Annotated in this window: 8 protein-coding genes; 2 read left to right on the forward strand and 6 right to left on the reverse strand. The window is 44.0% G+C overall.

Features of this window, described 5'->3' with window-relative positions:
* Positions 1–677 precede the first annotated feature (677 nt).
* Positions 678–2081 (forward strand): C1 family peptidase, encoded by a 1404-nt coding sequence (locus HMPREF0666_RS06130; RefSeq protein WP_042856070.1) that lies wholly within the window; start codon positions 678–680, stop codon positions 2079–2081.
* A 340-nt stretch (positions 2082–2421) separates the two neighbouring features.
* Here the strand turns inward: HMPREF0666_RS06130 and HMPREF0666_RS06135 are convergent, their stop codons facing one another.
* Together HMPREF0666_RS06135 and HMPREF0666_RS06140 are read right to left on the reverse strand one after the other, a co-directional pair.
* Positions 2422–4041: a RagB/SusD family nutrient uptake outer membrane protein gene (locus HMPREF0666_RS06135; RefSeq protein ID WP_009011503.1), complete on the reverse strand. Its 1620-nt coding sequence runs from the start codon at positions 4039–4041 to the stop codon at positions 2422–2424.
* A 32-nt stretch (positions 4042–4073) separates the two neighbouring features.
* The gene (locus HMPREF0666_RS06140) at positions 4074–6809 is read right to left on the reverse strand and encodes a SusC/RagA family TonB-linked outer membrane protein (RefSeq protein WP_009011504.1); all 2736 of its coding nucleotides are present in this window, start codon (positions 6807–6809) and stop codon (positions 4074–4076) included.
* A gap of 171 nt (positions 6810–6980) precedes the next feature.
* Here HMPREF0666_RS06140 and HMPREF0666_RS06145 point away from each other — a divergent pair, with 171 nt between their 5' ends.
* Positions 6981–10148, forward strand: coding sequence for a glycoside hydrolase family 2 TIM barrel-domain containing protein (locus HMPREF0666_RS06145; RefSeq protein ID WP_009011505.1), 3168 nt, complete (start codon positions 6981–6983; stop codon positions 10146–10148).
* A 221-nt stretch (positions 10149–10369) separates the two neighbouring features.
* Here HMPREF0666_RS06145 and HMPREF0666_RS06150 read toward each other — a convergent pair whose 3' ends face one another.
* The 4 genes from HMPREF0666_RS06150 to rsfS all read right to left on the reverse strand — a co-directional run bounded on the left by HMPREF0666_RS06150 (position 10370) and on the right by rsfS (position 14425).
* Entirely contained in the window at positions 10370–11017 is a 648-nt protein-coding gene (locus HMPREF0666_RS06150; protein WP_009011506.1) for a SprT-like domain-containing protein, read from the reverse strand.
* A gap of 81 nt (positions 11018–11098) precedes the next feature.
* Complete coding sequence (locus HMPREF0666_RS06155; protein ID WP_009011507.1) at positions 11099–11971, reverse strand: phosphatidate cytidylyltransferase; 873 nt, start codon at positions 11969–11971, stop codon at positions 11099–11101.
* Positions 11972–11985: 14 nt separating this feature from the next.
* Positions 11986–14016: an ATP-dependent zinc metalloprotease FtsH gene (gene ftsH, locus HMPREF0666_RS06160; protein WP_009011508.1), complete on the reverse strand. Its 2031-nt coding sequence runs from the start codon at positions 14014–14016 to the stop codon at positions 11986–11988.
* Positions 14017–14065: 49 nt separating this feature from the next.
* Positions 14066–14425 carry a ribosome silencing factor gene (gene rsfS / locus HMPREF0666_RS06165; RefSeq protein ID WP_009011509.1) on the reverse strand — a complete coding sequence of 120 codons (360 nt, stop codon included), beginning with the start codon at positions 14423–14425 and terminating at the stop codon, positions 14066–14068.
* Positions 14426–14562 lie beyond the last annotated feature (137 nt).

Consider the following 14562-nt stretch of genomic DNA (forward strand, 5'->3'; position numbering starts at 1 on the left):
GTAGTGCTTTAACGTAAGAGCCAAAGTTACTCATTAAACAAAAATATAGCTGAGAAAGTCAACTATTTATCCTATTTTCATCCTCTTTCATTGAAAATCTTTTCGTTTTAAGACATCGAAAACCTGCAGACAAGGGTTTAAAAATCATTACATAATTTCAAAGAAAACATCTATAAATAACGACAAAAATACACACATGAAGCATGTTTGCAATCAACAGAGTATCAATTAGTTACCAAGTATAAAGTAAAAGGTGCTTAATTGGACTTCAAAAGGGCGTTAGCTAGGGTCTTAAAGAGCATCTTTTGCAAGCCAAAAGGGCGTCTTTTAGAAGCCAAAAGAGCATGTATTGGGTTTGAGATGTACAAAAATAGTTTACAAACATGATTTAATAAGGGAATAAGCAGGTTATAGATGACAGATAGACATCACACCTAATTACATTTATCATATAGTTTTCCCCCCCCCTTATAAAACAATCTTATTGGAGGTAAGCTTACCATGTATGTGGATTAATCTCACTCTATTAACAATCCACACATTTAACGGAAGAACCAGAAATTATCAGTGTTGTTGATGTTTTTCGTACTTTCTTACAACCACAATGGGAAATAAATAGTATCTTTGTGGAGTATATTTTATTAGTAACTCTTTACCTTAATATTATTAAGAAAACAATGAGAAAGAATATTATTATTGCCTGTGGCTTGTTGAGTTGTGCGCTTTCACTTCAAGCACAGACGAAAGATGGCGGTATTGATGCGCAGATGTTACAGCAGATACAGAAGACAGGTTTGGGCACATCCGACCGTGCTCTGGCGAATGCTATCGCAACAAATTCGATTGACGACCTTGCTTATAACTTCCGTAATTCAGGACCAGTAGATACCTATTTCAGCGTGGAGACACCGAAGCAGAATATTCAGGACCAGAAGAGTTCTGGGCGTTGCTGGCTCTTCACGGGTCTGAATGTGCTACGTGCCAACTTTGCTCGTCAGCATAAGGACACACTGAAGGTGGAGTTCTCGCACGTCTACCTCTCTTTCTATGACCAGTTAGAGAAGGCAAACCTGATGTTACAGGGGGTGATAGACAATGCGAATAAGCCCTTAGACGACCCACGTGTGCAGTTCTTCTTTAAGAATCCTATCAGCGATGGCGGTACGTTCTGCGGTGTGTCAGACTTGGTTGAGAAGTATGGTGTTGTACCAATGGAAGCAATGAAAGAGACTTATTCTGCTGAAAACACGTCTCGTATGGCAAGGATAGTGTCGTCAAAACTACGTGAGTATGGACTGGAATTACGTAAGATGGTAGCTGAAAAGAAATCGAAGGCAGCTATTAAGGCACGTAAGACAGAGATGTTGGGTAGTATCTATCATATTCTCTCACTTTCTTTGGGCGAGCCTGTGAAGACTTTTACCTTTGCTTTTAAGGATAAGAACGGCAAGCAGATTGGTAAGGCAAAGACCTATACTCCACAGCAATTCTATAAAGAAACGGTGGGCGGACCACTTAATGGTACGTTCATTATGGCCATGAATGACCCTCGTCGTCCTTACTATAAGACCTACGAGATAGAGTATGATCGCCACACCTACGATGGTCATAACTGGAAGTATGTGAACCTCCCTATGGAGGAGATAGCAAAGATGGCGATTGCTTCTTTGAAGGATTCGACGAAGATGTACACCAGTTATGATGTTGGTAAGCAGCTCGATCGCAAGCGTGGTTACCTTGACTTGGATAACTATGACTATGGGACACTTTTTGGAACGACCTTCCCAATGAACAAGGCAGAGCGCATAGCGACCTTTGACAGTGGTTCTACGCATGCGATGACACTTACGGCAGTAGACTTAGATGAGAACGGTCAGCCTAAGAAATGGAAGGTTGAGAACTCTTGGAGTGCCTCTTATGGTCAGAATGGTTACTTGATTATGAGTAATCCTTGGTTCAATGAATACACCTTCCGTCTGGTTGTTGACAATAAGTATGTACCAGAGAATATTTTGAAGGTTGCCCAGCAGAAGCCTATCATGGTTGTGCCTGAGGACCCATTGTTCCAAGAGGATATGTAAAGACCTACCCCTATTCGTCCAAAGGAGGTGAGGGATGGATAAGCTGGTGACGGTAGACTTGCTAAGTCAAGAGGGTTGACAGGCCTTCTATGTGAGGCATACAAGCTATCTTTTCTTACAAGTTAGTCATAAAGAAAACGCAGGGAAAGACGGAATTGTCTATCTCTGCGTTTTTTAGTTTATACTACTCTTGTTTTCAATATAGGGGTAATTGCCCTCTTCCCGATATTCCCTTGTAGTGGAATAGGGGGGGTATCGCTCCTTGTGTCGATGATGAAACAGCATGCTCTACATTGTAAAGGTAGAGGCAGCCAGCTGTCAGACAGGCGAAAGATAACCATTAACTCTGATACCCCTTATTCTGTTTTAGCTTTTCATTGAGGTCTAATGCTCGTGAAGGAATAGGGAAGACAATAGTATGTCGGTCGGCTTCTGTTGCAGGTGCAGTACGTTGGTCGTAGGACTGATGGAAGCGATCAAAGCGGATGAGGTCGTTGCGGCGCCAGCCTTCCCACATCAGTTCCATAAGGCGTTCGGCCAAGATATTATCCAAGGTAGCTGTTCTGTAGCCCATTCCACTACGACTTCTGACGAGGTTAAGTTCCCTATCACCATTCTCTCCATTGCGTACTTCGGCCTCTGCCTTCATCAGTAACACATCAGCATAACGGAAGAGAACAATGTCGTTATCAGGGCTTTTACCATCGTTAAAGGCGGTACGGTCCACCTCATACTTAGCCATTCTTGCCCCTGCCGTCTTGATATATGGGCTGTTTGTGAGGGTTGGCTCTACTGCAAGTGGTACATAGACAAGCGGCTGACCATTCTCTAAACGGATGATATTCCCGTCTACACGAACCGTGTCAGAGTAGAGGTTGTAGGCGTAACGATTGTCTACATGGTTAGTTCCATAGCCGAAAGTCCTCACAGTTGAGACGGTTGCTGAGGCTCCATTCTCAGAGCTTGTACCAAAGGCACCGCCATGTGCGTAGTGACGAGAGCGGAACAGATACTGGAACTGACTCTTATAAAGGTGTTTGTCGAGCGGGATGATAAAGATATTCTCTGGTGAATCCTCATTGTGAACATAGAAGTTACTGAGATAGTCTGGTGCTAAGGTGAAGCCATCGGCAGTCACCTTATCACAGTAATACTTGCAGGCTTGCCATATATTCATCTGTTGACCGTCAACAGTAAAGTAAGTTTGCCTACCATCAGGACGCTGATTGTCGGTCCAATCGGCATCAGAGTAGACCTCACCATTAAGCATTAACTTAGCAAGGAGGAAGTTGGCAACAGAGCGTGTCACACGTCCATAATACACGCCAGCATGGTTGCTATGCCCTGTAGGGAGTAGGGGAGCGACCTCTTGCAGTTCCTTAACAATGAACTTATATACCTCAGGACGACTTGCCTGTTCAGCGTTTTCAGTATCTTCATTTACTGTTGTTACTAAGGGAATATTGCCGAACATGTCCATAAGATAATAGTAGTATAAGGCACGAATAGCCCTAACCTCTGCCTTATAAGTCTTATACTGTTCGTCAGTTAGCAGTTGTTTATGTCGTTCGATAGTAGAAAGTCCATCATTACTGAACACGATCACCTTATATAAATATTTCCATGTGTCGTAGAGCGGTTTGCTATCTTCGGCCCAGTTGTGTGTGTATAAGTCAATCCAAAAACCTCCGTCATACCAGTCACCACCACGAATAGGGATGATGGCCTCGTCGGTTGTGAACGTATTATAGTCGTACACACCCCGATAGGTACCTTGTAGTCCTTCACTGTCTTTGTCGCCGCCAATGTAATTATATAAGGTTGCAACAGCATTGACATACACGTCTTTGTCTGTAGTGTAGACTTGTTGCTCGTCAAGTCGGTCTTTGCTGTTTTCGTCCAAACAGCCCGTAAGGGAGATGAGGGCCATGAACAGGAGTGGTCGAAGTAGGTATTTCATACTTGATAGTTGTTTATGTTGCGTTAAAGTACTTAGAACTTAATGCTCACACCGATAGAGTAGGTACGATAAGGAGGGTAGGTTCGCTTGTCGTCAATACCTAAGGTGTTGTCTACTACATAGCTGTTGATGATTGGTGTTAAGCCACTGTAGCCTGTGATAGTAGCAAGGTTGTTGATGCTAAAAGACATGCGTAGAGAATTGATATACTTGTTTTTAACGGGTGTGTTCCAGCCTATCGTGAGATAATCAAAGTTCAGGTAATCACCGCGTTCCAGCCAGTAGTCAGTCACATTCTGGTCTACAATGTTCCGTGAAGGAGCTTCTGCAAGCACGTTATAGTCAGGGAAATTCGACATGTTCATAAACGACAGTGCCGTACCATTAAATATCTTATGTCCGAAAGCACCGTTCATTTGTAGAGAGATGTCGAAGTCTTTGTATCTGAAACTTATATTAGAACCCAGCGTCATCTTAGGTGTTGCCTGTCCTGCAATATACCGATCACCATGGTCGCTGAGGTCGATTACGTTGTCATTGTTTAAGTCGGCAATGTCATACTTGTAGTGTCCATGTCCGTTGTCAACAATTCCTTTGCAGTGAGGAAGATAGAAAACGCCTAAGGGTTGACCTACTATCTGATAAAGAATATCACTATATCCACCATGGAAACCAGCACCGTTCATACCACCGATAGGGGTTATTTCTGATGCAGTCATCTGTCTTCCATTATGTTTACCATTGAGTGACAGGAGTCTATTCCGTTGCCATGCCATATTGATATTGACGTTGAGTTCCATATCTTTCTTTGATATCGGAACAAGGCCAATACCCACTTCAAAACCGCTGTTAGACATAGATCCGATATTTGCTAATAGCTTGTCAAAGGCGAAGGTAGGTACTGGTACGTCGTATTCATAGAGCATATCTGTTGTCTTGGAATAGTAGTACTCTGCCGTAAGAAGGAGTCGGTTGTTGAACAAACCAAGGTCGGTACCGATATTGAAAGTGCTGCGTGTCTCCCAACGTAGGTCTGGATTACTATTACGCAAGGTACCCATTGTCACAGTAGGTGTACCGTTGTATGGCACTAAACCTACTGGAATATACTGTCTTAAAGTAAGATAAGAACTGATACCACCAAGGTTTCCTGACCTACCATAGCCCGTTCGGAGGTTCAATAGACTAATGGTATTGCAGTTACGAAGGAACCTTTCCTTCTTTAAATCCCAGCTTGCTGAGATAGAAGGGAAGATACCCCAGGTATGATCTTTGCCTACCATTGACGAACCATCAGCACGTGTTGTCAGGTTAAGGGTGTATCTGTCGAGTAGCGTATAGGATAGAGTACCCATAAAAGAGGTAAGACTTGGGTCGGCATAGCTGCTTCCTGTTCCTCCGTACGGGCGGTCAGAGCCTGCTGCAAGATTGTCATAACCAAAGTTGTTGTTGGTCAATCCCTTTACTTGAGTCCAAAAGGCAGCTACCTTTCTCTTCTGATATTCAGCGAGGAGGGTGGCTGACAAGGCATTTGCACCCCAATGGTTCTTCCAGTCAAGAGAGATGTTTCCTAACATATCTTCGGTCTTTCGCTCTCCTCTATACGCCAATCCCTGTGCCCAAACCCACGTAGGAGCAAACTTACCATTCTCTGTTGAGGTGTAAGAATAGGAACCTAAGGCCGCTAACTGTAGGTTATGTGCCAACTGCAAGGATAACTGCAGGTGAGAATTGAACGTGAGGTTCTTCTCATCATTACGCTCAAACAGCAGTGGTTCTGTTGGTCCTATCTGTGAAGCATTACCGTTCCTCTGCCATCCTGTTCCTACCTTATGGAAGGGGAGGGTAGGGTTCATAGCAGCGGTAGAGTAGGACAATGCTTGTATATCAAATATCTTATCGTCTTGTTGAGAAGAGCCGAACACACCGAAGTCTATCTTTAGCTTCTCATCAAAGGCAAGCTGTGAGATATCCAACTTAGCCACGAAGTTATTGTAGTTCTTGTCCTTAATGACCGTTTGTCCACGTACATAGCCTAATGAGGCACGATAGTTAGACTTGTCACTACCCCCACTAAAAGCAACGTGATGTGAGTTTACGAAGCCTGTTCGTACTATTTCCTTTTGGAAATCAGTATCATAACCCTTGTCAACATAGTCTAATCCCAATGCTTTAGCCGCACTTATGTACTCTGCAGCATTAAGCATTCGAAGGCGTTTGTACACTACGTCGAAGCCTGCAGTCCCATCATAATAGATTTGAAACTTACCGCCATTACCACGTTTCGTCTTTACTTCGATAACACCCGCTGCTCCTCTTGAACCATACTTAGATGTTTCAGAGGCATTCTTGAGGATAGTAAAGCTTTCTATATCAGCCGGGTAGATAGTGGAAAGAGTAGCTAAATCAGACGAGACACCATCTATGAGGACCAGAGGGTCGTTGCCTCCTGTAAGCGAAGTGGTACCACGAACGCGCACACTGGTCAACATTGCCATTCGATCCTGTCCACTTGTTACGACATTCACACCAACAGCTTGTCCAGAGAGGGCACTGATGGCAGAGTTTACCAAACCTTTATTCATCTGTTTCTCCCCTACCTTTGCCATAGAACCGACAATAGGAAGGGTGTCATTGATGAGGAATAATGGCTGCTTATGTTTGTTAGTAATTGCCTTATGTCTGCTCTGTGCATTTGCTACAGTGGTAGAACTAATCATCAAAAGGCAACAAACAATTGAGCGGTTTAGGGAGTGTTGTCTGGCCATATTAGGATACAATAAATGTTATTTATACTGTTTATCTAAGCAAATATACATATTTTTTGTGAGATAAGACGATAATTACAGGTTTTTTTGTTAAATTTGTTGTGTTATCCTTATATATGCTCTTTGTGTGAGTTAAGGAACTTTAAGATAGAAACCTAAATTGTTATCAATATGGAAAAGTTATTTCTAACAGCATTACTGATGGGTATGTCTGTTACTGGTGTTCATGCGCAGAATACCATTCCTGCGCCAACTTTCACCGAGTGGCATGACCTTCAGGTAAATGCTGTCAATCGTTTTGCAACGCATACGGACTTTTTTGCTTTCGCACCAGCGGAGGATGTGCATGGAACAAAGTTCGATAGGAAGAACTCGACGAACTTTCTTTCCCTCGATGGGGACTGGAAGTTCAATTGGGTTGAGAATGCTGATCAACGTCCAACAGACTTCTTTCGTACGGAATTCGACGATTCTCAGTGGTCGACCTTCCCTGTTCCTGGCATCTGGGAGATGAATGGCTATGGTGATCCTGTCTATGTTAATATCGGTTTTGCATGGCGAGGTAATTTCAAGAATAACCCTCCCGAGGTTCCTATCAAGGAGAATCACGTAGGGTCTTATCGTCGTACTCTTCGTCTACCAGACAACTGGGATGGCAAACAAGTTATTGCTCATTTTGGTTCAGTGACGTCTTGTATATATCTGTGGGTGAATGGTAAGTTCGTTGGTTATAGTGAAGACTCTAAGATAGGGCCAGAGTTTGACGTGACGAAGTATCTTAAGAAGGGTGAAAACCAGTTTGCTTTCCAAGTGTTCCGATGGTCGGATGGCAGTTATTGTGAGGACCAAGACTTCTGGAGACTCAGTGGTGTTGCACGTGAGAGTTATCTCTATGCACGTGATGCTAAGCAGCATTTGACAGATATCCGTGTAACGCCTGACCTTGTAAACGATTACAAAGACGGTACGCTTAGTGTCGATCTTCAGTTGGCAGGGAGTACAAAGGCTTTCTTGATATTGGAGGATGCGGATAATAACCTTGCCAATAAGACTGTTGTTACGGCAGATAAGGCAGGACAGGCTACGGCTTTTATGGAACTCAGAAACCCAGAGAAGTGGACTGCTGAAACTCCTTATCTCTACAATCTCTATGTTTATGTAGAGGATACCAAGACTGGTAAGGCTATTGAGATAATCCCTCTAAAGGTTGGTTTCCGTAAGGTTGAGATTAAGAACTCGCAGGTGTTGGTGAATGGTCAGCCTATTCTCTTCAAGGGAGTCAACCGTCATGAGATGGACCCAGACGGAGGCTATGTTGTTACACGTGAGCGAATGCTTCAAGATATCAAGCTGATGAAGCGGTTGAACGTCAATGCCGTGCGCACATGTCACTATCCTGACGACCCTATATGGTACGACCTTTGCGACGAGTATGGCCTCTACGTCGTTGCTGAAGCTAATCAAGAGAGTCATGGCTTTGGTTATAATAAGGATGCAGTGTCTGGTAGTCCACTCTTTGCAAAGCAGATTATGGAGCGTAACCAGCATAATGTTGGGACAAAGTTTAATCATACAAGCATCACATTTTGGAGCTTAGGCAACGAAACTTGCTACAGTAAGAACTTCGATGCGGCATACGATTGGATAAAGTCGCAGGACAAGAGTCGCCCTGTACAGTATGAACGTGCAGAGCTGAATGGCTATGCTACGGATATCTTCTGTCCGATGTACTATCCTCCAAAGGCTTGTGAGGAGTATTCAAAGAATGATAAATACACCCGACCACTTATCCAATGCGAGTATAATCATACCATGGGTAACTCTGGAGGAAACTTGAAAGAGTACTGGGACCTCGTCCGTAAGTATCCAAAGTTCCAAGGTGGCTTTGATTGGGACTTTGTTGATCAGGGCTTACACCGCAACCCTAAGTTCAATGCTGCTCGTAGGTTGGAGGACTATGAACGGGCGGCTGATGCAGTAGATGCGAAGACTGAGTACACATACGGGGGTGATTATAATAAGACAGACCCATCGGACAATAACTTCAACTGCAATGGTATGATTGGTCCTGACCGTCAGCTTAATCCACATGCGTACGAGGTTGCCTATGAGTATCAGAATATATGGGCGCATCCTGTCGACCTTAAACATGGAAAGATAGCTGTTTATAATGAATATTTCTTCCGTGATCTTAGCAACTATCGCATGGAATGGAGTCTTGTCAATGATGGTAAGACAGTAGAGAAGGGTACGATTGAACAGCTGAAGGTCGCACCGCAGCAGACTGTTGAATACACTTTGCCTATCACAGGTAAGGAGTTTGATGGCGAAGTACTATTGAATGTCGACTTTAAATTAAAGTCGGCTGAACCATTAATGGCTGCTGGTCAGACTGTTGCTGAGATGCAAATGGAGGTGCAGCCTTGGCAACCTATGCCAAAGATGGAGCCTGTTGCTAAGAGTAAGGTGAAGGTTATAGATAACGTGAAAGCGGGTTTTGTAGGCTTTGCGGGTAATAACTTTAACATTGTCTTCGACCGTAAGACTGGCTTCCTCAGCAGTTATCAGGTCGATGGACGTAACTTCTTGGGCGAAGGTGGTAGTTTGAGGCCTAATTTCTGGCGTGCTATGACAGACAATGACATGGGAACGAACTTCCAAAACCGCCTGTCTGTGTGGAAGAACCCTACCATGACTCTTAGGTCATTAGAGGTCGATAAGAAGATGAATCGCCTCACTGCTGTCTATGATATGCCACAGGTTGAGGGCCAGTTATGCCTTGTCTATCATGTAGCAACGGATGGTGCACTCCATGTAAGCATGGATATGGACATGAAGGAAGGCAGCAAAGCACCTCAACTTCCTCGTTTCGGAGTGTTGATGCAGTTGCCTTATAATATGGATAAATCGGTGTTCTACGGTCGTGGACCTATCGAGAACTATGCTGATCGTAAGCTTTCTCAGCGCATCGGGATATATGAGCAGACTGCTGACAAGCAATTCTATCCTTACATCCGACCACAGGAAACGGGTACGAAAAGCGATATTCGCTGGTGGCAACAGACTGATAACGGTGGTCATGGGTTCCGTGTACTGTTTGATGAGGCTGCTTTCTCTGCCAGCGCATTACACTATAATATCTCTGACCTTGATGAAGGACGTGAGAAACATCAGCGACATAGCTATCAGGTACCACTGTCTAAGTACACTAATCTTACTTTAGATGCTGCAATGATGGGTGTGGGTGGTATTGACAGTTGGGGTGCTGAACCATTAAAGAAGTATCAGTTGCCAGCTGAAAACCGTGCTATGCACTTCTGGATTGTACCAGTTTACTAAGCTGATAGGCATATTTTATAATACAGAAAACGCCTTTGCGGGACTCCTGCAAAGGCGTTTTTGTATTATTTCAGTAGGGTGTACATCCCCCATGGGGTAGTTATTTCTAATTTTTTTTCATGAAGAAAAATATTTTTCTTCATGAAAAAAAATATTTCTTGTCGTGAAAATAATTCTTTCTTGTCGTGAAAATAATTCGGATAAGGGACTCTATGAGACTTTTATTTGAGTCGTTTCATCTTCTCAATCATCGTTGTATAGACCTCTTTCGACACTTGTTTGCCCCGTAAAGAACGCACGCATGGCATGTTGTGGAAGTACTCGTCTTGTGATTGATACCATGCGTAATGAACTATCTCATGCATGCGAGCAAGAGAGAGCGACAATTTCCTTGCGAAAGAGGGGTTGACGGAAGAAAGGAAATATTTGCCATCTTTCATCTCTAACGCTAATATGAGAAAGTTCTTGGATTGTTGTGCTATGCGAGGTTGGAGGTTGCGTGTGCGCACGGAGATGGTGATGTGTCTGCCGAAAGTACGGTTTATCTTGTCCATCATACCCCGGAAGACAATGCCATGTGGCGCGGTGTCTTTCAGACCTGTGTAGGCGATGGTGTAGTGTATCATCTCGTGAATGAGCACATCGTCTATCTCCTCCTTCGTTAACTGATAATAGTTAGAGACGGAAATACAATAGTCATAATACGTCGTACGCCCTAAGCTCATCTTTCTTTTGCATGCCATCTGTCCCAATCGAGTCTTAGCATACGACCACTTTAGCTTTGGTACGGGTAGTTTACCACCAAAGATGAGGGCATTGTAATAGTCGAAAGCTTGTCGAAGACAATCTACTATGGGTGTTGTGTTCATTGTCAGAATATGATGAGGTTATAAACACGATAGGGACAGACGGCTTTGTCTGTCCCTATACGTCTGTTATATCATTATTAATCAGTGTTGAATCCAGAAGGTCAGCGTGTAGAGATACACGACAGCTGCTGGTATTGCTAAGAGAGAAGAGTCGAAACGGTCGAGCATTCCACCATGTCCTGGTAAGATATTACCGCTATCCTTAACACCGAGTGTACGTTTAAGAAGACTCTCTACAAGGTCGCCCCACGTCCCGAAGAATACGACGACGAGTCCGAGACCTACCCATGCAGGAATACTTAGCACGTGAGGTGTACCGCTGTTGTTGGCAAAGTAGCCAATGACACCAGCCACAATCAGAACAAGAATACCACCACCGATACTTCCTTCCCAGCTCTTTTTAGGACTGATACGTGGGAAAAGTTTATGCTTGCCAAAGAGCGAACCACATACGTAAGCACCTGTGTCGTTGGTCCAAAGGAAGATGAAGATACTCAACGGAAGGAGGAAATCGAAAGTTATCTGGCCCGGTCCTACCTGTTGAAAAGCCAATACGTTAATCAAAGAGAAAGGCAGTACGATGTACATCTGGCCTAACATCGTGTATGCCCAACTGTTGACAGGGTTCTCATTCTTCAAGTAGAGTTCTGAAATAAACATATAGATGATGGTCAGAATGTAGGGTACAAAGACGATGAAACCTTCAATGGGTGTCACACATAAACCTGCAACCGACAGAAAGAAATAGACACCTGCGATGGTTGATATAAACCGGTTTACCTTTACTCCTTTGATGTTGTTCACCAGTCCAGTGTATTCCCAGACAGAAAGGCCCGTGATGAGTGCGAAAAGAGCAATCAGTCCGTGAGGGTGAAGGATACCTAACACCATCGCAACAACGAAGAACACACCCGTTATAGCCCTTATAATCAAGTTCTTTAGTTTATCACTCATAACTGTATAGATGTTTATAAGTCACTGGCTTTGTCGTTTTCTTCCTTTGCCTTCATTGCTTCGTGCTCTGCTTGAGCTTGCTTAACCTCTTCTGGCATATCCTCTAATTTAGGCTGAGAGTTCTCCTCCTGGTGGAGTAACTCATCTGTGCGACTTACCCATGGACGCTTTCCGAAGATTTCTTCAACGTCTTCTGCCATGATAACCTCACGTTCAACAAGAAGTTGTGCCAGGCGGTTATGACCCTCTTTGTGCTCTGAGAGGATCTGCTTTGCACGTGCATACTGTCCGTTAACCATCTTCAGTACTTCTTCGTCGATGGTCTTAGCCGTCGTGTCAGAGTATGGCTTCTGGAAGTTGTATTCGTCATTATTATAATAACAGATGTTTGGCAACTTGTCACTCATACCTGCATAAGCTATCATACCGTATGCACTTTTAGTGGCACGCTCGAGGTCGTTTATCGCTCCTGTGGATATATGACCAGTGAAGAGTTCCTCTGCTGCACGTCCACCCAGCAATGAACACATCTCGTCGAGCATCTGTTCCTTGGTGGTGATAGGGCGTTCCTCTGGCAAATACCATGCTGCACCGAGTGCCTGTCCACGTGGTACGATGCTCACCTTAACCAATGGGTTGGCATGTTCACAGAACCAACTGATTGTTGCATGACCAGCCTCATGGAGCGCGATTGTACGCTTCTCGGCAGCTGTCAGTATCTTTGTCTTCTTCTCAAGACCACCGATGATACGGTCAACAGCATCAAGGAAATCCTGCTTTGTTACCTCTTTACTATCATGACGGGCTGCGATAAGGGCAGCCTCGTTACATACGTTAGCGATATCAGCACCTGAGAAACCTGGTGTCTGACGTGCGAGAAGGTCTATGTCGAGGTTCTTCTCTAACTTTAGGTTACGCATGTGAACAAGGAAAATCTCCTTGCGTTCAGGCAAGTCGGGTAGGTCAACGTGTATCTGACGGTCGAAACGTCCGGCACGAAGGAGGGCTTTGTCGAGCATGTCTACACGGTTGGTTGCTGCAAGAACGATAACACCTGAGTTCGTTCCGAAGCCGTCCATCTCTGTCAGAAGGGCGTTGAGTGTGTTCTCACGCTCATCGTTTCCTCCCATTGCTGGGTTCTTTGAACGCGCACGACCCACGGCATCAATCTCGTCAATAAAGATGATACAAGGTGACTTCTCCTTAGCTTGATGGAATACATCACGTACTCGGCTTGCACCGACACCGACAAACATTTCAACGAAGTCAGAACCACTCATAGAGAAGAAAGGTACTCCTGCTTCGCCTGCAACGGCCTTTGCCAAGAGCGTCTTACCCGTTCCAGGAGGTCCAACAAGCAGTGCTCCCTTAGGTATCTTACCGCCTAAGTCGGTGTATTTCTTAGGGTTCTTCAAGAACTCAACAATCTCTTCTACCTCTTGTTTAGCACCTGTCTGGCCCGCAACATCCTTGAAGGTGATGCCCATCTCATTGGCCTTTTCATAAAGCTTAGCCTTAGACTTGCCAACACTGAAGACACTACCGCCTCCGCTGCCACCTCCGCCCATGCGGCGCATGAGGAAATACCAGATACCAAAGAAGAATATCCATGGTGCGATAGAACCAAGAATATCGAGGATGGTATTGCTTGATTTGTTCTCATAACTATAGCTGGCAATCTTCTTTTGGGCTACAGCTTGATCGAGGAAAGTCTCAACTTTGTCAACAGACCCAATCTCTACGTTTACGTATGGGGCTGTTCCTACTTCTTTAGTGCCCTTCTTGAAGATGTCACGGATGTGGTTTGGGCTAACATACATGCGTAGGGTGTTGTCGTTCCTATTGATAACAACTTTCGTACCATAGCCTTTTGCAACATATTGCTTAAAGGTGGTATAATCCTTATCTACACCTGCACTTGACGGAAATATTCCATTTCCTCCCGCAAAGAACACTACTCCGAGGGCAATGATAACGAATATGTAAAGCCAATTCATATTGAATTTAGGCATATTCGGTTTGTTGTTCGGTTTTGAATTGTCCATTTTGAAGTTTTAATTTTGATATAACAAGGTTGATTACCGGGTTACTTTATCAGTCTAAATCAGGCAGAGTAATCAACTTGGCATCCTCCCAGAGGTGTTCTATATCATAGAAAGCACGTGTCTCTGGGGTAAAGATATGGACGATGACGTCCGCATAATCTATTGCAACCCACTGTGCATTACCGAGTCCAACACAGTTGATTGGCTTCTCACCGACGGCTTCACGAACATAGTCGCTCACCGATCCTGCAATAGATTCTACCTGTTGAGTGGAGTTACCCTGGCATATTACGAAATAGCGACAGATAGTACCATCAATCTCTGATAGGTCTGCAATAACTATGCCATGTCCTTTCTTATCTTGAATTCCTTTTGTTATAAGTTCTACTAATTTCTTTGTTTCTTCCATTAAGTTACATTATTATATGAGATGCAAAGGTAGCGTAAAAGGAATGAAGCACAAAATAAATTTTGTTTTATTTAGCAATTTGTTACCATTTGACGAAGTTGTCCACTTTAACCAACGTAGAACTCCATTAAAGAACA

This window comes from Prevotella sp. C561, from assembly GCF_000224595.1.
Taxonomy (GTDB): Bacteria; Bacteroidota; Bacteroidia; order Bacteroidales; family Bacteroidaceae; genus Prevotella; species Prevotella jejuni.